The 25273-nt window shown below is 32.0% G+C and carries 14 protein-coding genes; 13 read left to right on the top strand and 1 reads right to left on the bottom strand.

The window, feature by feature from the left end:
* Positions 1 to 57 precede the first annotated feature (57 nt).
* The 9 genes from JBL43_RS10510 (at position 58) to JBL43_RS10470 (ending at position 17213) form a co-directional block, all read left to right on the top strand.
* Positions 58 to 939: an alpha/beta hydrolase gene (locus JBL43_RS10510; protein ID WP_198841395.1), complete on the top strand. Its 882-nt coding sequence runs from the start codon at positions 58 to 60 to the stop codon at positions 937 to 939.
* A gap of 3 nt (positions 940 to 942) precedes the next feature.
* Entirely contained in the window at positions 943 to 2592 is a 1650-nt protein-coding gene (locus JBL43_RS10505; protein ID WP_198841394.1) for a sulfatase family protein, read from the top strand.
* Positions 2593 to 2654: 62 nt separating this feature from the next.
* Entirely contained in the window at positions 2655 to 3857 is a 1203-nt protein-coding gene (locus JBL43_RS10500) for a PHP domain-containing protein (protein WP_198841393.1), read from the top strand.
* A 92-nt stretch (positions 3858 to 3949) separates the two neighbouring features.
* Positions 3950 to 5602, top strand: a complete 1653-nt coding sequence (locus JBL43_RS10495) for a sodium/sugar symporter (protein WP_198841392.1) — start codon at positions 3950 to 3952, stop codon at positions 5600 to 5602.
* A gap of 106 nt (positions 5603 to 5708) precedes the next feature.
* Positions 5709 to 7301, top strand: coding sequence for an NAD(P)H-hydrate dehydratase (locus tag JBL43_RS10490; protein WP_198841391.1), 1593 nt, complete (start codon positions 5709 to 5711; stop codon positions 7299 to 7301).
* Between the two features lie 151 nt (positions 7302 to 7452).
* Positions 7453 to 9693, top strand: a complete 2241-nt coding sequence (locus JBL43_RS10485) for a GH92 family glycosyl hydrolase (RefSeq protein WP_198841390.1) — start codon at positions 7453 to 7455, stop codon at positions 9691 to 9693.
* A 140-nt stretch (positions 9694 to 9833) separates the two neighbouring features.
* Positions 9834 to 12101: a glycoside hydrolase family 20 protein gene (locus tag JBL43_RS10480; RefSeq protein WP_198841389.1), complete on the top strand. Its 2268-nt coding sequence runs from the start codon at positions 9834 to 9836 to the stop codon at positions 12099 to 12101.
* Between the two features lie 278 nt (positions 12102 to 12379).
* Positions 12380 to 15505, top strand: a complete 3126-nt coding sequence (locus JBL43_RS10475) for a SusC/RagA family TonB-linked outer membrane protein (RefSeq protein ID WP_198841388.1) — start codon at positions 12380 to 12382, stop codon at positions 15503 to 15505.
* A gap of 10 nt (positions 15506 to 15515) precedes the next feature.
* Positions 15516 to 17213, top strand: a complete 1698-nt coding sequence (locus JBL43_RS10470) for a SusD/RagB family nutrient-binding outer membrane lipoprotein (protein WP_198841387.1) — start codon at positions 15516 to 15518, stop codon at positions 17211 to 17213.
* Positions 17214 to 17591: 378 nt separating this feature from the next.
* Here the strand turns inward: JBL43_RS10470 and JBL43_RS10465 are convergent, their stop codons facing one another.
* Positions 17592 to 19430 carry a sulfatase family protein gene (locus tag JBL43_RS10465; RefSeq protein WP_198841386.1) on the bottom strand — a complete coding sequence of 613 codons (1839 nt, stop codon included), beginning with the start codon at positions 19428 to 19430 and terminating at the stop codon, positions 17592 to 17594.
* Positions 19431 to 19638: 208 nt separating this feature from the next.
* Between JBL43_RS10465 and JBL43_RS10460 the strand changes: the two genes are divergently transcribed.
* The 4 genes from JBL43_RS10460 to JBL43_RS10445 all read left to right on the top strand — a co-directional run bounded on the left by JBL43_RS10460 (position 19639) and on the right by JBL43_RS10445 (position 25245).
* Complete coding sequence (locus JBL43_RS10460) at positions 19639 to 21162, top strand: sulfatase-like hydrolase/transferase (protein ID WP_233098755.1); 1524 nt, start codon at positions 19639 to 19641, stop codon at positions 21160 to 21162.
* A gap of 65 nt (positions 21163 to 21227) precedes the next feature.
* Entirely contained in the window at positions 21228 to 22610 is a 1383-nt protein-coding gene (locus tag JBL43_RS10455) for a TlpA family protein disulfide reductase (protein WP_198841385.1), read from the top strand.
* A 75-nt stretch (positions 22611 to 22685) separates the two neighbouring features.
* The gene (locus JBL43_RS10450; protein WP_198841384.1) at positions 22686 to 24590 is read left to right on the top strand and encodes a tetratricopeptide repeat-containing sensor histidine kinase; all 1905 of its coding nucleotides are present in this window, start codon (positions 22686 to 22688) and stop codon (positions 24588 to 24590) included.
* A gap of 1 nt (position 24591) precedes the next feature.
* Positions 24592 to 25245, top strand: coding sequence for a response regulator (locus tag JBL43_RS10445; RefSeq protein ID WP_198841383.1), 654 nt, complete (start codon positions 24592 to 24594; stop codon positions 25243 to 25245).
* Positions 25246 to 25273: the final 28 nt, after the last annotated feature.

The raw sequence follows: 25273 nt of genomic DNA, 5'->3' as shown, positions 1-25273 counted from the left end.
AAGTAACTTAATAGGCTTAAACTTTTTGTTAAATTAGCAACTCAATAATAATCTCAAATGAAAAAAATCATCACATTCATTATTTTTTTACTGATAGTTACAGTAAATGCACAAACCAAAACAACGTATACCTACGCAATAAAAGGTAAGGATACCTTACAATTAGATGTTTATCAGCCTAAAAATAGTATATCTACTGATACGTTCCCTTCTTTATTATGGATGCATGGTGGCGGTTTTGGCGGTGGAACAAGAGACAATGAATGGGAACAAAAATTAGCGGAATACGCGGCTAATAATGGTTTTGTTGGTATTTCAATTTCATACCGTTTAATGCGAAAAGGAGAGCCTACAGGTTTTGGATGTAATTGTCCCAAAGAGGAAAAACTTAGTACTTTTAAAGCTGCCGCGGAAGATTATATGGACGCGGCTTTATTTGTGTCAAAGAATGCTGAAAAGTTAAATATAAATACAAATCAAATTATAGCAGGTGGCAGTAGTGCAGGAGCGGAGGGTATTTTAAATGCTGTATACATGCGTGAATATTTTATTGAAAATTTAGAGAAATATAAAACGGTACAATTTGCAGGTGTATTTTCGTTGGCAGGAGCCATCGTAAATGCTAATTATATAACAAAAGATAATGCAATTCCCACAGTATTATTCCATGGTACAGACGATAATTTAGTCCCTTTTGGTACGGCATCACATCATTATTGTGATGTTGATAAACCAGGATACCTTGTATTGGAGGGCTCTAGTAGTATTGTTGAAAAATTAATAGCATTGGAAACCTCTTATTATTTTTATGTTAAAAAAGGTGGGAAACATGAAATGGCTGGAGTTCCTTTTTATGATTTAGACAATGTGTTTAATTTTTTTAAACAAACCGTTTTAGAAGATAAAACCATACAGATTAAGAAAATAAATAATAAATAAAATATGCGTCATCTTCTCATTGTTATATTTTTACCTTTATTCTTACTGTCCTGTAATAATAAACAGAAAAACAACAAAGAACAACTCGAGAAGCCTACGCGACCGAATATAATATTTATAATGGCAGATGACCATGCTGAACAAGCTATTAGTGCATATGGACATCCGATAAGTAAACTAGCACCAACGCCAAATATTGATAGAATAGCGGAAGCAGGAGTACGCTTTAATAATAATTTTAATACCAATTCAATTTGCGGACCAAGTAGAGCAGTTATTTTAACAGGGAAGCACAGTCATATTAATGGGTTTAAAATGAATGGCGATAAATTTGATGGCAATCAAGTTACCTTACCAAAATTACTCCAAAAAGAAGGGTATCAAACGGCTATTGTAGGAAAATGGCATTTACATGGATATCCACAAGGTTTTGATTATTGGAACATTATTGAAGATCAAGGGCACTATTATAATCCCGATTTTATTCATAATGGAGATACAACCAGAATAGAAGGTTATGCTACAGATATTATTACGGACATGAGTTTACAATGGTTGGAAGAAAATTCAAAAAAAGAGAAACCTTTTTTTATGATGATCCATCACAAAGCTCCACATAGAAATTGGATGCCTGCTCCACGACACATGAACTTATATGATTCGGTTAGTTTTCCAATGCCTGAAAGCTATTTCTCAAAACATGAAAATCAGTTATCAGCACAGCTCCAATTACAAACGGTATATAAAGATATGTATGAAGGGCACGACTTAAAAATGACACTAAAAAAAGGAAGTCCAGAATTAGCTCATAATCCTTGGACAAATGATTTTGACCGAATGTCTTTAGAGCAACGAGCGGAATGGGATAAAGCGTATCAACCCAAAAATGATGCTTTTCATGATGCGAAATTGACAGGTAAAGCATTGGCAGCATGGAAATACCAACGTTATATGCAAGAATATTTGGCTACCATAAAATCTGTTGATGAGGGGGTAGGTAAAGTTCTTGATTATTTAGAAGAAAATAAGTTGTCAGAGAACACTATTGTAGTATATACGTCAGATCAAGGGTTTTATCTTGGAGAAAAAGGTTTTTTTGATAAACGTTATATGTATGAAGAATCTTTAGGGATGCCTTTGTTAATGAAATATCCAAATGGAATTACAAAAGGCACAATAGTAGAAGCATTAACACAAAACTTAGATTTTGCAGAAACTTTTTTAGATTATGCCCAAGCTGAAATTCCCGCAGATATGCAAGGAAAATCACTAAAGCCTTTGTTAGAAGGTAAGATACAGGATAAATATTTTAGAGATGCTATTTATTACCATTATTATGATTTTCCTGCATTCCATATGGTTCACAAACAGTATGGTGTAAGAACAAAACGCTACAAGTTAATTCATTTTTATGATGATATTGATACGTGGGAGTTATATGACTTACAGACAGATCCAAAGGAGAATAAAAACCAAATAGATAACCCAGAATTCAATTCGATAAAAGAAAGCTTATTAATTACATTAGATTCATTGCAAAGTGTATATAAAGTAACCGAAAAGGATTTTAATAAAGCTTCTAAGAAAGCGATTGATCAAAATTATAAAACCTTTAAAAGATTACGTGGAAAAGAACCTGTTATTACCTATTAATATTCGATGAAATTTATGTAATTTAGTCATCCGAAAATTGAAAATCAACTCAAATCAAAACGGTGTTACAAATAAAAAAACAATCCAACTTTTTATATGTTTTACTTCTAATTTTTATTGTGGCTTGTTCCAAGCAAGAAACTTCACAAAAAAAGTGGTTTAAAGGTAATTTACATGCCCATTCCTATTGGAGTGATGGCGACGATTTTCCTGAAATGATTATGGATTGGTATAAGACAAATTTATACGATTTCACGGTGCTTTCAGATCACAATACTTTAAATGAAGGTGATAAATGGATTACGATATCAAAGAAAGAATATCTTCAAAAAGGGTTTATAAATTATCTAACCAAATTTGGAGAAGATTGGGTAGAGCATAAATTAGACAGTGCAGATAACTTACAAGTAAAATTAAAAACATTACAAGAATATAAGTCACTTTTTGAAGATGAAAATTTTATAATGATTCCTTCGGAAGAAATAACAACCGGATTTGAAGGGAAGCATATTCATATCAATGCCACCAATATTCAGAAAGTAATTAAACCCTTAAAGGGCGATTCAAAAGTAGCGATCATTCAAAAGAATATAGATGCTATTCTCGCTCAGAGAAAAGAATTGAATGTACCCATAATGCCGCATATCAATCATCCCAATTTTGGATTTTCTTTAACTGCTGAAGACTTTGTGCAATTGAACAATATTCAATTTTTTGAAGTTTATAATGGGCATCCTTTGGTCCATAATGATGGTGACTCAATACATTTAAGTACAGAACAGGTTTGGGATGTTGTAAATACAGCATATGTGCAACAAAACAAGCCGTTATTGTATGGTATAGCTGCAGATGACAGTCATCAATATCATCAATTGGGAAAAAAATATAGCAATGCAGGTAGGGGATGGGTAATGGTCGAATCTGACAGTTTAAATGCAGAGAGTATTATTACGGCTATGGAAGCGGGTGATTTTTATGCAACTACAGGCGTTCAATTGGAAGAGTTGTCTCGAGTAAATAATCAGTTATATATAAAAGTTAAAGCAGACCCCAATGTAAATTACACGATAGAATTTATTGGAGTTACGGCGTCAGACAATAAGAAAAAGGTAATAAAAGTAGTCAATGATTTAGAAGCTTCAATGGTTTTAGATAAAGATTATTTATTTATAAGAGCTAGAGTTGTTTCAAGCAAAACCAATGTCAATTTCTTTGATGAAAATGAATTTGAAAAAGCATGGATTCAACCAATAAGTTTTAAGTAAAATTACCTTTAAAAAGGTAAGCTATTTATTGCGACATTTTTTTTAATAAACGATATTTGTATATCAATTAACTAATCACTATTAATACAATTATGACAGCACATTTCGGATTTTGGGATTATTTTATATTTATAACCTACGCACTACTTATTTTAGGAGTTGGATTATGGGTATCACGCGATAAAAAAGGACATCAAAAAAATGCTGAAGATTATTTTTTGGCGAGTAAGTCATTGCCATGGTGGGCAATTGGAGCTTCTTTGATAGCTGCGAATATTTCCGCAGAACAATTTATAGGGATGTCAGGTTCGGGATTTGCATCTGGCTTAGCCATTGCCTCATATGAATGGATGGCTGCACTAACTCTATTAATCGTTGGTAAATTCTTCTTACCTATTTTTATTGAAAAAGGTTTGTATACTATTCCTGAATTTGTAGAAAAACGGTATTCTACCAATCTAAAGACCATTTTAGCGGTATTTTGGATTGCATTATATGTGTTTGTCAATTTAACTACAGTGTTGTATTTAGGAGCTTTAGCCTTAGAAACCATTATGGGTGTACCTATGGTTTATGGAGTATTGGGGTTAGCACTTTTTGCAGCTGCTTATTCACTTTACGGTGGATTGTCTGCTGTAGCTTGGACAGATGTAATACAAGTTGTATTTTTAATATTAGGAGGCTTGGTGACTACTTATTTAGCGTTGGATACAGTTTCTGGTGGACAAGGTTTTTTAGCGGGTCTTACAAGAGTTTATGAAGAAGTACCTGATCGTTTTGCGATGATCTTAGATAAATCGAATCCTGAATTTAAAAACTTACCAGGTATTGCTGTTTTAGTAGGAGGAATGTGGGTTGCCAATTTATATTATTGGGGTTTTAACCAATACATTATTCAAAGAACATTAGCTGCAAAATCTCTAAAAGAAGCTCAAAAAGGTATTTTATTAGCTGCATTTTTAAAACTAATAATACCCTTAATAGTTGTTATTCCAGGTATTACAGCCTATGTAATGATTAACGACCCAGAAATTATGGCTAGTCTTGGTGATGCTGGGCTAAAAAACTTACCCACTTTAGATCAAGCGGATAAAGCATATCCATGGTTATTACAATTTTTACCAACGGGATTAAAAGGTGTGGCATTTGCAGCACTAGCTGCCGCAATCGTATCATCGTTGGCTTCGATGTTAAATTCAACGTCAACTATTTTTACAATGGACATTTACAAACAATATATAAATAAAAATGCAAATGATAAGAGTACAGTAGGTATGGGAAGAATATCTGCAGGAGTTGCTTTACTTATAGCAGCACTTTTAGCTCCACAATTGGGGAATTTAGATCAGGCATTCCAATTTATTCAAGAATATACAGGTATTGTTAGTCCTGGTATTTTAGCGGTATTTATGTTAGGTTTATTCTGGAAAAAAACGACAAACAAAGCAGCAATTATTGGTGCGTTATCATCTATACCTATTGCCATGTATTTCAAAGTTGGTCCAAATGGTTGGTCAACAAGTTCATTATTTGTAGATGTCCCTTTCATGGATCAAATGGGATATACATTTGTTTTAACGATGGTGGTTATAATTATAGCCAGTCTAATACAACATCAAGGGAAAAATGATGAAAAAGGTATTGATATTAAGAAAGGCTTGTTTAAAACGAGTCCCGTCTTTAATATTGGTGCATTCATAGTTATGATTGTACTTGTCTTATTGTATTCTGTATTCTGGAATTAAGACCATAACACTAGTGTTTTTATAGGATTATCTAAATAAACAACATTTTCTAAATTAGAATTAGAAAATGTTGTTTAATTTTATAGGATATAAGACAATTTAAATTATGCCAAAAATTCTTTCTGTAAAACAATTATACCAAGCTGATACTACTACAGTAAAAAAAATGGATATTAGCTTTATCGATTTAATGGAACATGTAGGTACGCTTTGTTTTCATTGGATTAATGAACGACTTCAAGGAGATCCCATAACTATACAAATATTTTGTGGTACTGGTAATAATGGTGGAGATGGATTGGTAATTGCTAGACATTTAAAACAATATGGATATAATGTTAAAACGCATATTATTAATTGTGGTAATGAACGTTCAGAAGTCTTTCTTAAAAACTACGACAGATTAAAAGAAATTGGTGTTTGGGCAGAGATGATTACTTGTGAAAGTGAACTACCGGCAGTGTCAGAAAATGACATGGTGGTTGACGCTATTTTCGGGTTAGGGTTGAGTAGAAAACCAGAAAATTTAATAAAAAAAGTTATTGAGCATATTAACGGTTCAAATGCCTTTGTGCTATCTATAGATTTTCCGTCTGGGTTATATGCTGAAAAATCGGTAACGGATACCGTATCAGTTGTAAAAGCGTATCATACATTAACATTTCAAACTCCCAAATTAGCATTTTTATTACCAGAAAATCGTTATTATACTAAAACTTGGGAAGTACTTGATATTGGTTTAGATGCTGAATATATTTACAATGCTAAAACTGATAATTACCTCCTGTATAAACAAGATATCAAACCAATGTATCGTTTTAGAGAGAAATTTTCTCATAAAGGTGAATTTGGTCATGCTGTAATCATTGGAGGAAGCTATGGTAAAATGGGAGCTGTTTCATTATCCACAAAAGCCGCAATATCTATTGGTAGCGGTTTAGTTACGGCTCATATTCCACAATGTGGCTATCAAATTATACAAACTTCAGTTCCTGAAATAATGGTAGAAGTTGATGCCGAAAATGAAATGCAAAAGTTTGATAAAACCGTTAATGCAACGGTTATAGGTATTGGAGTTGGTATGGGCACACATATAGAGACCGTTAAGGGATTTACAGAATTCCTAAATAAAAATAAAGTACCATTGGTATTAGACGCAGATGCTTTAAACATTATTTCAAAAAATAAAGAATTATTAAAATTAGTACCAGAAAATTCTGTTTTAACTCCCCATCCGAAAGAGTTTGAAAGATTAGTAGGGAAATGGAAAAATGATTATGATAAATTAAAAAAACTACGTTCATTATCTAAAAAACATAAGCTTATAATAGTACTAAAAGGAGCCTATACAGCTATTGCTCATGAAGGTGCAATATTTTTTAATTCTACAGGAAATCCAGCATTGTCTACAGCAGGTAGTGGAGATGTGTTAACAGGAATAATTACCGGGTTAATTGCTCAAAACTACCATCCATTTGAAGCTGCAAAAATGGGGGTGTATTTACATGGGAAAACATCAGAATTAGCAATGAAGACAAAGGTTTATGAAACATTTATAGCTTCTGATATTATTGACTATTTATCAAGTGCCATTATGGATTTATTAATGAAAGAGCCCAAGGTTGTTCCACAAAAAGAAGCTGAATCAAAAAATGATAAAAAAGCAAAACCTGATGAGGGAAAAGAAATGTATATATAAAACTAAACGACGTGTTGGATTAGTTGAATTTAAGCTTTGTATAATGTTGTTAATAACTGGATAATCATTCGTCAGTAAAGATTGATTTATTTTGATACTTTTGCGGAAAATTAAATGCTAACCTGCACAATTGCAGATAATAAGATAAATAATGTTCCCCTTCAACAAATCGTTCAATAACAAAATATTATTATTTTTTGCCGTAACTCTTTTTATTAGTTTTTCATCTCTAGCACAACGTGCCGTAGATTATGTGAATCCTTTTATAGGTACTTCAAACTTTGGAGCTACAAATCCTGGTGCAATAGCTCCAAGAGGTATGGTAAGTGTTTCTCCCTTTAATGTTGCCGGTAAGCAAAATGAACTAGAAAAAGATAGCCGCTGGTTGTCCAATCCATATGTTTATGAAAATGAATTTTTAACAGGTTTTTCTCATGTAAATTTAAGTGGAGTGGGATGTCCTGATCTTGGGGTTATTATTTCTATGCCTACTATTGGTGAATTAGAAATAGACCATTTAAAATATGGTACTACCTATAATGATGAAATAGCAAAAGCGGGTTACTATAGTACAACCTTAGATAAGTCAAAAATTAATGTGGAAACAACAGCAACCACTAGAGCTGGGATAAGTAGATATACTTTCCCTGCGGGTAAAGCTAACATATTACTGAATTTAGGTTTGGGCTTAACCAATGAGCAAGGGGCTATGATTAAAGTAGTATCTCCAACAGAAATTGAGGGTGTAAGAACGGTTGGTGGATTTTGTTATTACAAACCAGAAGAAACTTATCCGGTGTATTTTGTAGCACAAGTAAATGTAGAAAGTGACGAATTTGGAGTTTGGAAAAAAACAAGAAAGGAATCTGGTGCTGAAGCAGAATGGATGGGTTATAACGGAAAGGATAGATTTTATAAAAATTATTATAAGGAAGTAATGGGAGATAGCATTGGTGGCTATTTTTCATACAATTTTGATAAACCAACAAAAGTGGAGCTGAAAGTAGGTGTTTCTTATGTTAGTATTGAAAATGCTAGAGAAAATTTAGAAAGAGAAACTTCAAATTTAACATTTTTAGAAATTTATCATAAAACGCAATTGGAATGGAATGATTTACTTTCTAAAATTTCAGTTGAAGGAGGTACAAAAGATGATAAAACGGTATTTTATACGGCCTTATATCATACGCTTATTCATCCGAATACATTGAATGATTACAACGGAGAATATCCTAAAATGAGAACTAGAGAGACCTTAAAAACTAAAGGTACTCGCTATACCGTTTTTTCACTTTGGGATACCTATAGAAATTTACATTCATTAATGTCGTTAGTTTATCCAGAGCAACAACTAAATATGGTAAATAGCATGCTTGATATTTATGATGAAAGTGGATGGTTGCCAAAATGGGAATTAAATGCTACGGAAACCACGACAATGGTTGGTGATCCTGCAGGCATTGTGTTGGCAGATACCTATCTTCGTGGTATTCGTAATTTTGATATAGAGAAAGCATATCAAGCGATGGTTAAAAGTGCAGATCAAATAAATAACAATCCGTTAAGACCTGGTTTAAAAAATTATATAGAAAAAGGATACCTAACGAGTTCAGATGGCGGGTCAGTATCTACAACACAAGAATATAATATTTCTGATTTTGCAATTGCTCAATTGGCTCAAGTACTTGGAAAGAAAAATGATGAAGAAAGGTTCAGAAAACGCTCAACTTCGTATAGAAATTTATTTGATAAAGATTATAAATTGTTAAGACCTAAAAATGATGACGGAACATGGTACAGTCCTTTTGACCCGTTAGCAGGTGCAAACTTCACTAAAAATATTGGTTTTATAGAAGGTAATTCTTGGCAGTATTCTTTTATGGTAAGTCATGATATTGATTATTTGATAAGATTAATGGGAGGTAAGCGAGCGTTTACAACGCAATTACAAGAAGTATTTGATAAAGGACATTTTGATATGGCTAATGAACCAGATATAGCCTATCCATATTTATTTAATTATGTAAAGGGAGAAGAATGGCGTACGCAAAATATGGTGAATGCTTTAAGAAGATCATATTTTAAAAACGCACCAGATGGTTTGCCGGGTAATGATGATACAGGCACCATGTCTGCTTGGATTATTTATACCATGATGGGGATTTATCCAGTGAGTCCTGCGGATCCAACGTATACGTTTACGACACCTGTTTTTGATAAAATTACAATTGAATTAAATCCTAAGTATTATAAAGGCAGGGTCCTCGTTATTGAAAAAGAGGGGTCTGGTAATATTAAGGAGGTTTTATTGAATGGAGAAGAGCACAAAAGCTTTTTTATTAATCATTTTGAATTGGTAAATGGCTTTAGATTAAAGTTTTTACTTGAATAATACGTATAAAGCGACGAAAGGTTCTCTTTTTATTATTATATAATGTACTTTATATAAGTTCATGGTTGTTGTTTGTCGATTAGATTCTTGATCTATAGTCGTCTAATTTATATTTGAAAGAAGATATTTAAATATAAACTATGACTTTTTCTAATAGAATTTACAATTTTAGGAATAAAACAAAAATTGCAAGCATTGGAATACTTTGCTTATTTTTAAGTAACGTTTTTACTTCATGCTCCGATGGCAATATCAAATTAACAAATAATGGAACTACAGATTATGAAATTGTTTATATAGGAACACCATCTGAAAGTGCGTACCAATCAGCTGTAATACTTAAAAAATATATAGACAAAATTGCAGGAACGGAAATAGAACTGGTAGATGAGGGGTCGCAAAGTACAAAAAACAATAAAGTATATGTAGGTGCTATAAATGAAGTGAGTTTGACACCTCATGAGCTGAGTATCCAATTAAAAGATAAAAACATATTTATTTCTGGAGGCTCTGATAACGCATTACAGAATGCGGTTTACGTTTTTATAGAGGATTATTTGGGTGTAAAATGGTTTTCACCAACAGTGGAGAAAATTCCATCACAAAGTACAATTACATTACCAAGTACTATTAATTATAAGTATAAGTCAGAAATTACCACAAGAACGGTACATTCAAGATTATTTTATGAAAACGATGAATTTGCTAATAAATTAAAAGTTACAACAGAAGCTTTTCCTACCTATGTGTCAAATGCAAGAGTCCATACCTTTCATAAATTTATACCAGAAGAAAAATTTTACAAAGAACATTCTGAATATTTTGCCTTACGGCAAAATAAAAGATTACCTACACAATTATGTTTGACGAATACTGATGTATATACTATTGTAAAAGATTCCGTGGCTTCTTTATTTAAGAAAAACCCTTTAGCCAAGGTAGTATCAGTAAGTCAAGATGACAATACACAATATTGTCAATGTGAAAATTGTTCAAAGATTGATGAAGAGGAGGGAAGTCCCGCAGGTTCATTGATTTTGTTTGTAAATAAAATTGCTGAAAATTTTCCTGATAAACAAATATCAACCTTGGCGTATCAGCATACAAGAAAACCTTGTAAAACAAAACCAAGAGAGAATGTATTGATCACACTATGTTCTATAGAATGTGATAGAAGTGCACCAATTACAGAAAAATGCAATGATTTTACGGAAGATTTAATTGGATGGAGCAAATTGACTGATAATATCCGTATTTGGGATTATACCACTCAATTTACTAACTTTTTGGCTCCATTCCCCAATATGAACACCCTACAACCCAATGTTCAATTATTCAGAGATAATAACGCAAAATGGGTTTTTGAGCAACACAGTAATAATCCAAGTGAATTATTTGAACTCCGTTCTTATATTACGGCAAAATTATTATGGAATCCAGATTTAGATAGCTTAATCACTGAATTTACAGTTGGTTATTATGAAGAAGCAGGAGTGTACGTAAAAAAGTATGTCGATTTAATTCATGCGGAACTTAAAAAACATCCTGATTTTTTCTTATTTCTTTATGGAGATCCTTCACAAGCTTTTGATTCTTATTTGAATCCTGAATTATTAGAGATTTATAAAGGCTATTTTGATGCTGCGGAAAAAGCTGTGGCTACAAAACCTGAAGTATTAAAAAGAGTAAAAGAAGCTAGGTTAAGTACTGATTATGCCATTTTAGAAGCGGCTAAACAGAATCTTAATTCACAACTTTCCTTAGTATCTCAAGAAAACTCCAACAGAGCCAATATGTTTATTAAAGATAAATTAGAAGACTTTTACAATACATGTAAGGCTGCTGATATTAACTTAATGAATGAAATGGGCTTTACAGTAGATGAATATTATAATTCTTATAAAAAAACAATTGAAGTGGCCATAAAACCTAATATCGCCAAAGGAAAAAAAGTAACTTTATTCACCAAGCCTAAAAAGTATGCTAATGAAAATCCTCAGGTGTTAACCGATGGAGCTCTTGGCGGTAATAATTTTTACGCCAATTGGTTAGGATTCGAAGGTAATCATTTAGAAGCGGTGATAGACTTAGATTCTATCCAAACCATAAGTTCAATTTCTACAGCATTTTTACAAGTTACAAATCATATTGTTTTTTATCCTTTGAATGTTAGTTATTATTACTCAAATGATAACAAAACTTTCAAAAAGTTAGGTGCTTTGGTCAATGATGAACCTTTACGTAAAACTAGCAAAATAAATAATATCAAATATTTTGAATTTGCCTTTCCTAAAGTTGCTGCCCGATATATTAAAATAAAGGCTGAAAACATGAATGAAGCCCCATATTGGCATCATGCTGCTGGGTTGCCAAGTTGGATATTTGTAGATGAGGTCATTGTGGAATAAATTTTTGTTACACAATTAAAAACAAAGAAGCGAGTAATATTTATGAGGTTTTATAAAATGGGAAAGAATGTAAGAGTTTTACTGTCAGTTACTTTGAATGTGTAAATGGCTTTAGATAAAGCTTTTATTGCAGTAGGACGACTAATAAGCAACTACTTCTAATTATATTTGTTAAATCATGCAGTTGATGCCTTAAATATTGTCACTTGTCGAATTATAGTATTTTATTTATTAAATTTTTGTTAAATTCGTTAGAATAAACTCAAATATTTATAATTATGATTCAAAAAGTGACTAAGATGTTACTGGTTTTGTGTTTTTTTGGTTTTCAAACCATATTTGCACAAACCACAGTAACAGGAATTATCAAGGATGCTGCAGATGGAACTACGCTTCCAGGTGTAAACATCATTGAGAAAGGTACATCAAATGGTGTAACTTCAGATTTTAACGGAAAGTATAGCATTGAAGTATCCGAAGGTGCTACATTACAATTTTCTTTTATTGGTTATACCCCTAAAGAAATCGCCGTAAAAAACCAAACTGTTATTAATCTCTCTTTAGCTCAAAGTGCAGAAGCCTTGGATGAAGTGGTAATAACTGCCTTAGGTATCTCGAGAGAGAAAAAATCCTTAGGGTATGCAATTACGGAATTAAAATCTGATGAAATTAATACTGTAAAAGATCACAACGTGGCCAACTCTTTAGTAGGTAAAGTTGCAGGGGTAGTTGTAAATCAATCAGGTGGTGTTGGTGCAGGTTCAAGAATTACCATTAGAGGTAACAATACAATTACTGGTAATAACCAGGCTTTAATTGTAGTAGATGGTATACCAATTGATGTTAATGGTTCAGAATCAGGTGGTGGTGTTTATAGCAGTACTGTAACTGGAGGTGGTATTACCGATATTAATCCTGAAGATGTAGAATCTGTTTCTGTACTTAAGGGACCAAATGCAGCAGCGTTATATGGTTCTAGAGCTGCAAGTGGTGTTTTACTAATTACTACGAAAAAAGGTAGTAAAGGACGTGGATTGGGTATTTCTATCAATTCAAACATGACAGTTGAAAACACAATGTTTTTACCGGAGTTTCAAAATGTATATGGTCAAGGAACAAATGGTGCCACGGCAACATTAGATAGTGATCCAACAGATGGTATATATTCATTAAGTGGTTCTTCTTGGGGGCCAGAAATGGATGGATCTCAACAACTTTATTTTACAGAAGAGGGGGCAATGGCAGCATATACTGCACAACCTGATAATGTTAAAGACTTTTTTGAAACTGGAATTAAATCGATTAATTCTATTTCTTTAGATAAAGGTGGAGATGAATATAGTGTAAGATTCTCTTATACAAATAACGCTACTAAATCAATTTTACCAAACTCTGATTTAAATAGTCATAACTTTAATTTAAGAGCATTATATGATTTAAATGATAAGCTAAGTTTTGACGCCAAAGCAACTTATTTTACACAAGATCTTAATAATCGTGTTTCTTTAGGTTCTGAAGGTGTATTAGCATATGTATTTGGTATGCCAAGAAATATTAATGTGAATGATTTAGAGAATCATATTCAAAAGGAAAATCCTTCATTGTATGTTCCGGGTGTAGATACTGATTATGACGTAATTAGTTACACAGGGGTTGGTAATAGTACAGGAAACCCGTATTGGATGTTGAATAAAGATAGCAATCAAGAAAGAAGAGGTCGTTTTTTAGGATTTGCAAAGATGAATTATGAGTTCAATGATTGGTTAAGTGGTTTTATTAGAGTAGGTAGTGATATAGCTAATGTTAGGTCAGAAGGAGTTAAACAAGTAGGACACCACTTTACAAGGTATGGAAGTTTTAGTTCTTCAACTAGAAAAAACACGGAATTTAATGCAGACTTTTTGTTTACTGCAAATAAAGACTTAACAGAAAAATTAAACTTAGCCGCAAATGTTGGTGGTAACCTTTCTAAAAGAACATATGAGGCCGTGAGTGTTAGTGGTTCACAGTTTAAAATACCTACTAGGGCTTTTCTAGCAAATACTAATATACAGACAAACAATCATACCCCATTACAAACGAAAAAAGTAAATTCTATTTATGGGTCTTTTAATTTTGCCTATGATAATTTTATGTATTTGGATGTTACTGCAAGAAATGACTGGTCATCAACATTAAGTGAAGATAACAGGTCTTATTTTTACCCATCTTTAAATTATGCTATTTTAGTTGATAAGTTTATAGATCCTGAACATAAAAAGTTTGATTATCTTAAATTAAGAGCAAGTTGGGCACAAGTAGGTAATGACACTGGTGTTTATCAATTAACGCAAACATTTAGTGTTCCTTCTATTGGCTATTTAGGTCTTACAACGCTTAATGCACCTACAATTAAATTAAATCCTGATTTAAAACCAGAAAGTGTTTCTTCGATGGAGTTTGGTTTAGAAGCAAGAATGTTCGGAAACAGATTGTATGCAGATTTTTCTACTTATAAAATTACAACTACTGATATGATTTTTGATATTGATGCTCCTAGTGGTAGTGTATATCAATATTTAAGAGAAAATGTTGGGGAAGTTGAAAATAATGGTGTAGAATTTTTAATCGGAGGTATCCCTGTTCGTACAGATGATTTTAGCTGGGATGTATCATTAAATTTTTCAAAAAATAAAAATAAACTTGTTGAACTTATAGATGGTCTAGATAATACAGTGTTAAATAATTCAAATACTGGTAATTTATCTATTCGAGCAGAAGTAGGTGGTGGTATTGGTGATATTTACGGTCCAGTATGGAAAACAGATGATGCTGGTAATTTATTAGTTAGTGCAGAGGGAAGACCTTTAGCATCAACATCAGCAGAATATTTAGGTAATGCTCAACCAGACTGGATTGGAGGTTTAACAAATACTTTAAGTTATAAAAACTTTTCTTTAAGATTCTTAATAGATGGTCGTTTTGGAGGTGAAGTGTACTCTGCTACATCTGCATCATTAGATTTAGCTGGTAATTCCGAAAGAAGTTTAGCATTTAGAGAAGGAGGAATTGTTATAGATGCAATTAATGAAGGGACAGGTTTGGCAAATACAGAAAATATTACAGCTCAAGAATATTGGACTAGTTATGCAGGAATAGCTTCTCATTATGTATATGATCAAACTAATGTAAGATTAAGAGAATTTGCTTTAAATTATAATGTTCCAAGTGAAACAGTACAAAAACTAGGATTGACAGGAGCTTCTATAGGCTTAATTGGTAGAAATTTATTTTTCTTATATAGAAAAGCTGATGATATAGATCCAGAATCTACTTTAGGTACAGGACTTTCGGGTCAAGGAATATCATTAAATAATATACCTACAATACGTAGCTTAGGATTAAATATAAATCTTAAATTTTAAAAATTAAATTATGAAAAATATAATTATAAAAACTGGAATGTTATTGATGTTGGTAGTTTGGTTTACCAGCTGTGATGACTTTGAAGATGTTAATACTAAGCCAGATGCTTTTACATCGGAGGAAGTAAGTGCAAAATTCTTTGTTACTGGAACCCAAAATAGGTTGTATGCACCTGGTAGATATGCTTATTGGAGAGCAAATATAATTACAGCTGATAGATATTCGGGGCACATTACCTTTGGTTCTAAGAACAGTTGGTGGAGTGGTGGTCTCGGTTATACCTATAACGCTAGTTATACCAACGCCGCATTTGATTATTTTGATGAGTACATAGGTAGATTAAATACACTTATGAGTTTTGTAGAAGTTGGTGGTGATTTAGAAAATGAAAAATATTATGCGATAGCTTTGATTATGAAAGGCTTGTATTATCAAATGTACACTGACGCCTTTGGTATGATACCTTATTCTGAAGTTGGTAATGTAGATGTTGTAGCACCAAAGTTTGATACACAAGATGTATTATATGAAGGGGTTATTGCTGAACTTAATGAAGCTATGACTATTATTGGCGATGCAACTGTTACAGGAGAAGGTGTTGAAGTTTTATCAGACAATGATTTATTTTTTAATGGAGATTTACAAAAATGGAAAAAATTGGCAAATACATTAAAATTAAGAATGGCCTTAAGAGCAGAAGGTGCCACAGGTGCTACTTTTGCTGAAACAGCAATTTCAGAAGCTTTAAGTGAAGGTTTAATAACTGCTGAGGACGATAATGTTACTATGGAGAAAGATACTGAAATCTCACAATGGGATAATGCAGCTTATGGAGATGTATGGTATAACTTCGGAGCTGGATCTAATTGGAGTGTAGGTAAAACACTTATTGATTATCTTAGAAATAATAATGATCCACGTTTGTCTAAATATGCTCAACCTATAGCTGCAGCTGGAGGTGATGTAACCTTTTTAAAACCTACAGCAGGAAGTGGTGTAGCATTGTTTGATAAGCATGTTAATTTTATAATTGAACAATTAGATAATGCAGGAGTATCATATACACGAGTTAATTCAACTGATCAAGTAAAGATAACAATTGCTGCTGGAGATTATTATGTTGGTCAACCGACAAGACTTAATAGTGATATACAAACTCATATATATGAAGAGTTATTTTCAATGCCTGCAGATCTAGTAATTAATCCTAAAAACCAAGGTTTACCAATTTTTGATGAGATCGTAATGACCGCTGCAGAAGGAAATTATTTACAAGCCGAAGCAATCGTAAAAGGCTTAGCTTCTGGTGATGCTCAAACGTTATACCAAGAAGGATTAACACAAGCGATGAAATTATGGGATGTTTCAGATGATGAAATAGCAATGTATATTGCCAATGAAGATATGGCAATGTTAAATGGAACTATGGATGAAAATTTAGAGAAAATTGCTGTACAACGTTGGATAGCAAGTTTTACTGATGGTTTTGAAGCTTGGGCAATTATAAGAGATACTGGTTATCCTAAAGAGTTAGCACAAGGTGTTTCTGATTATGATATCTATAGTGGCGGTACATTAAACGGAGTATTTCCTCAAAGACTTCGATATGGAAGTGGAGCTTATAACACAAATGGAGATAATACAGAAGCTGCAAATCAAGTTCAAGGATCAGATGAGCAAGCCACTAAATTGTGGTGGGCAAAATAGAATTTTATTGTAAAAACATATTCTTGAATCAAATGCAGAAAATCTTATCATTAATGTGATAAAATTAGTCATTCGTCGAATATTTTATTACAAGAGTTTTTTCTTATTTACCTTTGAAATAATCAACTAATTATAACATTTTATAGGGAAATAGCAATAATATTTAAGTTGAGTAATTTGAATTAGTATTCAAGAGCTAGAGAAGTCTAGCTCTTTTTTTTTTGATACTATTTTGATAGAAATGATCTTAAAATTCGAGAGATCTATCGAAGATTTAATAGTCTACTAACTTGTTGTGTAACATTTCAATTCCTTTCCACCGTATATTGAATTTAAACAAGAAATTGAATACATACAGCTTACAGAAAAGGTTGGCATTTACTCTATATAGAGCTCATCAATAAACATCCACGATTTACTACCTGCACCTTCATGACTAGGAGGACATACGCCGATGTTTTGAATATTAATTTTTAAATATCTTGTCCTTAGTGATTTATCAATACTAAATTTTCCTTTAAATGTCTTTTTATTTATGTTGTTTTCTTCATCAGTTAAAAATTGTGTGTTTTTAAAATCTTTACCGTTTGAGGAAATACGCACAGTAACTTGTTCAGGTTTAAAAATCCAATTCCCTAAATCCTGCATATAGCCACAAGAAATTTTTTCTATAGTTTGTTCTTTTTTCAGATCTATTAAAAATTCTAAATCTTGGCCCTCTTGTCCAATCCATTGTCCTGAGCTATAATCTAAATAGCCTCTTTTACCATCTATTAATACTTCAATATTTTTATAGTTGGTATGTAAAGGCAAGGTGCTCTCTATAATTGCATCGACAGCCAAATGGTTTATTATTTTTGTTTTTTTAGGAATATCATCAATAGAACCATATTCCCATTCAGTGTATTTCTTTATTAGTTTTTTTACAATTTCTGGATGTTTCGAAGCCAGATTTGTCATTTCTGATACATCTTCATCCAAGTTTGATAAAAACAAAGCATCACTTTCCAAATCAAGTTCTCCTTTATGAGACGTGTCTTTTGGGTACGCAATCAATTTCCATTTTCCATCGCGTACCACCCACGTATTTCCATATTTCCAGAATGCAGAAGTTCTTAGTGATTTTTGCTTTGTGTTCATTAACATTGAAGACAAATCTATACCGTCAATTGCAGATTTTTGATTTTCCAATCCACATAAGCTCGATAGCGTTGGCATCCAATCTGTATTTAGTAAAAACTGCTTACTTACTTTGTTTTCTGGTAAATTTCCTTTCCAGCTTATAATAGTTGGTAATCGTATACCACCTTCGAATAAGCTGCTTTTTGCTCCACGATAAGGTCCAGAACTACCACCACCATTAAAAGCACGCACTTCTGTAGAATACCCATTGTCAGATTGATAAACAATTATGGTGTCTTCTCGCAATCCTAAGCTATCAAGTTGGTTTATTAACATTCCAATTCGTTCATCAATAGTAGAAATAAATGCTCCGTAATCAGATCTGGGAAAATCGACGCCTTTATCTGTATAATATTTTTTCCATTTTTGAGTAGGTTGGTAGGGATAGTGTGGCATGTTAATCGCATAAAATAAAAAGAAAGGATCTTTTTGATTTTCGTCAATAAAAGCATCCACTTTTTCGGCCATTAAATCAGGAAAGTATTTTCCATCATAAAATACCTCTTTACCGTTTTCATGTAAATCATGAATGTTAGGCCCTTCCCAAAAGAAAAAATGAGAATAATTATCAATACAACCTCGTAAATGGCCAAAGGAATAGTCAAAACCTTGATTGTTAGGGCTACTTTCTTCACTCATTCCTAAATGCCATTTACCAACATGAGCCGTTTTATAACCGTTGTCTTTAAATAATTCTGCCATGGTATATTGCTCGTCAGGTAAACCATCTGAACCAATACTTGCAGACGTGTTTCCAGGCACACCAGCTCTTTGAGGATAATTACCTGTTAATAAAGCTGCTCTTGAAGGAGCACACACAGGTGCTGCTACATAAGCTTTTGTAAACCGGATTCCATCTTCTGCAAGCTTATCGATGTTTGGCGAAAATATATCTGTGGCACCATAACAACCTAAATCGCCTGCACCTTGGTCATCTGTATAAATCACAATTACATTCGGTTTTTTGGTGTTTTGGGCAGTTAAATTATAGAAACCCAAAAACAATAGTAAAATAGTTAGGCTTAATTTTTTCATTTTTTGAAATTGTTAATTTTCTAATAGATCCTAAAATAAATATAAAATTTAAAAGAGCTGAATTTTTTAGACAATAGCTCCAATAAATTAGTTAAACAACAGAAATGAACTGCATTCGTTGAACTATTTAAGTTGTTTGTCTTTTAAAATATTAGAATTGTTAAGATTGAATTATATTTATAAAATATAATTTAAAAAGTATTGGATTATGTTAAAGTTACATAATATAAAAGCACTTACATTTTTGATGGTTGTGAGTTTCATTTCTTGCAAAAGCGGAATAGATAAAAAAGAGAATAATAAACAACCTAATATAATAGTAATTTATGCCGATGATTTGGGCTTTGGTGATGTAAGTGCATATGGTAGTACGGCGTTAAAAACACCAAATATTGATCGCATAGCCGATGAAGGTATTAAATTCATGAATGGTTACGCGGCTTCACCTACATGTAGTCCAAGTCGCTATGCATTGTTATCTGGTAATTATCCATTTAAAAAGAAAAATGCTAGAGTACTCCCCGGAAATGCTCCTTTAATACTTGATACGAGTAAGCAAACTTTACCATCTATGTTAAGAGATGCTGGCTATACCACAGGTGTAGTTGGTAAATGGCACCTAGGTTTAGGAGATGAAAATATGGATTGGAATGGTGAAATTAAACCAGGACCATTAGAAATTGGTTTTGACGAATCTTATATAATGGCCTCAACAAACGATAGAGTGCCATCTGTTTATGTAAAAGGACATCGAATAGATGGATTAGATCCTAAAGATCCAATTGAAGTAAGTTATAAAGAAAATTTTGAAGGAGAACCTACAGGAAAAGAAAATCCAGAATTATTAAAATTGCATCCAAGCCACGGACATGACATGAGTATTCATAATGGGATTTCACGAATTGGGTTTATGCGTGGTGGCAAATCAGCATTATTTACTGATGAAAATATGGGAGATGATTTTTTACGAGAATCAAAAGCATTTATAGACCGTAATAAAGAAAAACCATTCTTTTTATTTTATAGCTTGCATCAACCGCATGTACCGCGAGTGCCACATCCTCGTTTTGTAGGTAAAACAAATCTAGGACCAAGAGGAGACGTAATTACTGAAGCTGATTGGGATGTTGGTCAATTGTTAGATTATCTAGATGAATTAAAACTAACAGAAAACACCATAATTATCTTTTCTAGTGATAATGGTCCTGTTTTAGATGATGGATATAAAACTGATGCCGTTGAAAAAAATGGAAATCACACACCAGCTGGGAAACTAAGAGGAGGGAAGTACAGCCTTTTTGATGGAGGAACACATGTTCCATTTATGTTAATGTGGAAAGGCACTATCGAACCAGGCATTTCAAATGCCTTGGTCTCACAAATGGACTTACCAGCTTCATTTGCTTCGTTTACGGGGCAAAATAACACAACTGAAGATGGTGAAAATGTGATAAATGCATTGCTTGGAAAATCAGATCAAGGAAGACAAAGTTTAATTTTAGGTAGAACAAATGGAATTTCTATTCGTCATGGAGATTGGATATTAATTCCACCACATAAAGGTCCAAAAAGTACAGGGAAGTTCACCAATATTGAAACAGGTAGAGATACAATTTATCAATTATATAATGTAAAAGAAGATATAGGTCAGCAACATAATGTGGCCTTAAAATATCCAGAGATGGTTAAAAAAATAATGGAGGAAATGAATAAAATAAAAGCGGGAAAATAATTAAACCTCCTATCAATTCTTTTAATTAAATTTATACTCGTTAATCAAACACATACATTTAAATTATGAAAAAAGTATTTTACGCATTTAGTATTTTAATGATGTTGTCGGCATGCAAAAGTGAGAGCCCAACGGTTGAATATGCAATTATTTCTGGAAAAGTTATTAATAAAGGGGATGGATTATTAAGACTTTATAGTGGAGATATGAGTTTTATAGACACTATTCAGGTTTCAGATGATGGTGTGTTTAGAGATACTATGAGAGTTAAGTTCGGTGACTTTGTTTTATATGACGGTAAAAGTGTGACTCCAATTCATTTACAACAAGGTAATGATATTCAAGTAAATTACGATAGTGATAACTTTGACAAAACGATAAAGATATCTGGTGTTGGAGCTGACGTAGGAAATTATTTTTTGGCGAAAGGTAAAAAAATAAAAAGTTTGCAAGGATCAGGTAATTCCTATTTTGAATTGGAAGAAGATACCTATAAGAAGAAGTCTAATGAAATAAAGGTAGCCAATGAAGCTTTATTAGATTCTATGACGAGTATTTCTAATGATTTTAGAACAAAAGAAAAAAGAAATCTGAATTACGAATATTTATCAGCATTAAACAATTATGAATCTTATCATAAACATTATGCTAAAAAACCAGAATTTAAAGTGTCTGAAGATTTTTTAACAGAACTTGAAGGTTTAGATTTTAATAATGAGGAAGATTTTTTATCATCCCAAGCTTATGTTAGTTTAGTTTCTTCTCATTATATAAAAAAAGCAGAAAAGACTATGGAATTAGATTCAACCTTGTCTAGAAGCCTTGCAACGTTAAAATCATTTTTATCAGCACCCAATGAGACCATAAAGAATGGGCTATTATACAATCACAGTAAATTTGAAATTTCATATACAGATGATTTAGAAACTTTTTATAAAACTTTTATGGAGGGTTCAACTAATGAAAATAACAAAAAAGAAATAACTAAAACGTATTCTAAAATAAAATCAGTATCAAAAGGGAATGTTTCTCCAACATTTACAAATTATGAAAATCATGCTGGAGGTACTACTTCGTTAGGAGATTTAAAGGGTAAGTATGTTTATATAGACGTTTGGGCAACATGGTGCGGCCCCTGTCTTGCTGAAATACCATCATTGAAAAAGGTAGAAAAAAAATACCATGAAAAAAACATTGCATTTGTTAGTTTATCAATAGATGAAAAAAAGGACTATGATAAGTGGAAAAAAATGGTAACAGAAAAAGAATTAGGTGGGTTGCAATTGATAGCAGACAATGCATCTAATTCTAAATTTGTACAAGAGTATCAAATCATGAGTATTCCTCGTTTTATTTTAATAGACCCACAAGGTGATATTGTAAATTCAAATGCTCCTAGACCTTCAGATAAAAAGCTGATTGCTTTATTCAATGAATTAAAGATTTAATTTATACTTTATAAAAGTCTATTAAAATCACTTTAGTTATTTTTACTAAGGTGATTTTTGTTTTAATTTAGCCAAATGCAAAAATCAATTTATAAACTATTATTTCTTTTCGGATTAATTTTATCACAATCTGGTATTGCTCAAGATAAAGATGATGGAAAAAATTGGTTTACAGCCTTCGGAGAAACATTTGATAGAGCTCCAGATTCTTTATATCAACAGTTAAACGCTGCTGAGAACTTAAAAGATAAAGCCTTTTTTATTGAGCAAATTGCAAACGTACATATAGTATTAGGTAATACTGATTCTATAAATTATTATGGTAAGTTACTTGAAGATGAAACCACAAATATTAAAACGGAAGGTCTTGTTTCCAATTTATATTTGTCAAAAGCATATTCTATTTTAGGTAAAGGTAAAATGTTGCAAGGGCTATATGAAGAAGCCATGAAGTACTATTTAAGTGGATTAGAAATAACGAAAATAACAGATAGTCCTTATTTGTATTATACACATTCTTTAGGTCTAGCATCTGTATATATAAATAACGAAGAATTTGAAAAAGCCACACCATTATTAGATAATGCCATTGAAAATAGTGAGAACAGTTATTTTACAGGAATTGCAAAGCAATGTTATGGAGATATTTATTATTTAAAAAGAGATATCGAAAATAGTAGAAGTTATTATAAAGATGCTTTGGTTGATTTAGAACTATCGCCAGATAAAAAGGAAGCATTAAAAATTAAATTAAACTTAGGAACCATGGATGTGGTTCAAGAAAAGGTTGATGAAGCTTTACTACTTTTTGATGAAGTTAAAAACACCGCTCATAAAAAAAAGTATTATGATTTATATGTAGAAGCAGTTTTGAGAATTGGAGATGTATATATGAAGCTTAAAGATTATCATAATGCACAAATGATATTATCCATAGCACATATAAACTCTGTACAGTGGGATAGATTAGAACTAGAAAAAAAAGTGATTCGTAGTCTAGTTGATTTATATAGTGAACAAAAGGATTATGAAAATGCATATGCTTTAATGACACAATACGTTAGCGTTTCTAATAGAATAATTCAAGAGCAAAAAAGTAAAGAAATAAAGGAACTTGAAATACAATACCAAACCTTGCAAAAGGAAAAGGAAATCAGTTCATTACAAGAAGAACAATTGTTGAAAGAGAGTGAAATTAAAAGGCAAAAAACCATAAAATACGCTATTTTAATTGGTTTTTTAATATTGCTCATCCCGATAGCTGCTTTATTTATAGTTTATTACCAAAAGCTGCAAGCTCAAAGTCAACTAAATGAACAGCAAGAAGAATTGAATAAACAGAAGGTGAGCTCGTTAATTAGAGAGCAAGAATTAAAGTTAGTAAAAGCCTCGGTGGCGGCTCAAGATGAGGAGCGAACAAGGATTGCGAGAGAATTACATGATAGTATAGGTGGTAATTTGGCAGCTATAAAAATGCAAATGAACAATCTTAATGATAATGCCGATTCTAGTGTCATTATTTCTCAAATTGACGATACCTATCAACAAGTTAGAGAAATATCTCATAATTTAATTCCGAGTAAGTTTAGTCAGAATGCTTTTACCACTTTAATAAGTGAATATATTAATAAATTAGATAAATCGTCAGACCAAGATATTGTATTTATGCCTTATCCTGAAGAAAAAATAAATGCATTGGACGAAAGTATTCAAGTGGAAGTCTTTAATATTATTCAAGAATTGGTTACGAATACGTTAAAGTATGCCAAAGCAAAAAATGTAGAAATTCATTTGAATGTACATAATAATTCATTACAATTGTTGTTTGAAGATAATGGCATTGGTTTTGACCAAAGTAAAACACCAACAGGTATTGGTTTACAAAATATAAAAAGTCGTTTAGATAAATTAAATGCCGAATTAAATATAGATTCATCAATTAACCATGGTACGGCAGTTACCATAGAAATTCCCTTATAACATGACATTAGCAAGAAAGTATAAATTAATTGTAGCAGATGACCACAAAATGTTTTTAGATGGTTTGCTAAGTATTATTGCAAATGAATCAGATTTTGAAATCGTGATGACAGCAAACAGTGGTCAGAATGTTATTAAATATCTTGATAATTGTGAAGGTAAAGATGTTGATTTGGTGGTAACGGATATTAATATGCCTGATGTTACAGGAATTGAATTGAATAAACATATTAAAGCTAAGTTTCCTAATATTAGAACCTTGGTAGTAAGCATGCGACACGATTCTAAGACAATACATAGATTAACCGAGGATCAAGTAGATGGATATGTTCCTAAAAATGCCGAAAAAGGAGAATTAATTCTAGCCATTGAAACCATATTAAAAGGAGAAAAGTATTTTTCTGAAAGCATCAAAAAAGCATATATGGACAGTATGTTCAATAAGGAAAAAGATGTTATTACTTCTTTAACAAAGAGAGAAAAAGAAGTGTTGAAGTTAATTGCAGAAGAACACACTACACAAGAAATAGCAGATAAACTTTTTTTAAGTAAACACACTATTGAAGGCTACAGAAAAAATTTGATCTCAAAATTAGAAGTCCGTAACCTCGCAGGCTTAACAAAGTATGCCATACAGTTAGGCTTGTTGGATTAGTTTAGTGTAACTAATTAATTTTTTAAAA

The organism is Aureibaculum flavum (assembly GCF_016406085.1).
Taxonomy (GTDB): domain Bacteria; phylum Bacteroidota; class Bacteroidia; order Flavobacteriales; family Flavobacteriaceae; genus Aureibaculum; species Aureibaculum flavum.
This window is presented reverse-complemented; position numbering and strand designations above follow the sequence as displayed.

Bases quoted from the DNA above. Each gene is read 5' to 3' on its own strand.
- JBL43_RS10490 (WP_198841391.1), top strand. From the start codon at position 5,709: ATGCCAAAAATTCTTTCTGTAAAACAATTATACCAAGCTGATACTACT.
- JBL43_RS10480 (WP_198841389.1), top strand. From the start codon at position 9,834: ATGACTTTTTCTAATAGAATTTACAATTTTAGGAATAAAACAAAAATT.
- JBL43_RS10445 (WP_198841383.1), top strand. From the start codon at position 24,592: ATGACATTAGCAAGAAAGTATAAATTAATTGTAGCAGATGACCACAAA.
- JBL43_RS10505 (WP_198841394.1), top strand. From the start codon at position 943: ATGCGTCATCTTCTCATTGTTATATTTTTACCTTTATTCTTACTGTCC.
- JBL43_RS10495 (WP_198841392.1), top strand. From the start codon at position 3,950: ATGACAGCACATTTCGGATTTTGGGATTATTTTATATTTATAACCTAC.
- JBL43_RS10450 (WP_198841384.1), top strand. From the start codon at position 22,686: ATGCAAAAATCAATTTATAAACTATTATTTCTTTTCGGATTAATTTTA.
- JBL43_RS10455 (WP_198841385.1), top strand. From the start codon at position 21,228: ATGAAAAAAGTATTTTACGCATTTAGTATTTTAATGATGTTGTCGGCA.
- JBL43_RS10465 (WP_198841386.1), bottom strand. From the start codon at position 19,430: ATGAAAAAATTAAGCCTAACTATTTTACTATTGTTTTTGGGTTTCTAT.
- JBL43_RS10485 (WP_198841390.1), top strand. From the start codon at position 7,453: ATGTTCCCCTTCAACAAATCGTTCAATAACAAAATATTATTATTTTTT.
- JBL43_RS10470 (WP_198841387.1), top strand. From the start codon at position 15,516: ATGAAAAATATAATTATAAAAACTGGAATGTTATTGATGTTGGTAGTT.
- JBL43_RS10460 (WP_233098755.1), top strand. From the start codon at position 19,639: ATGTTAAAGTTACATAATATAAAAGCACTTACATTTTTGATGGTTGTG.
- JBL43_RS10510 (WP_198841395.1), top strand. From the start codon at position 58: ATGAAAAAAATCATCACATTCATTATTTTTTTACTGATAGTTACAGTA.
- JBL43_RS10475 (WP_198841388.1), top strand. From the start codon at position 12,380: ATGATTCAAAAAGTGACTAAGATGTTACTGGTTTTGTGTTTTTTTGGT.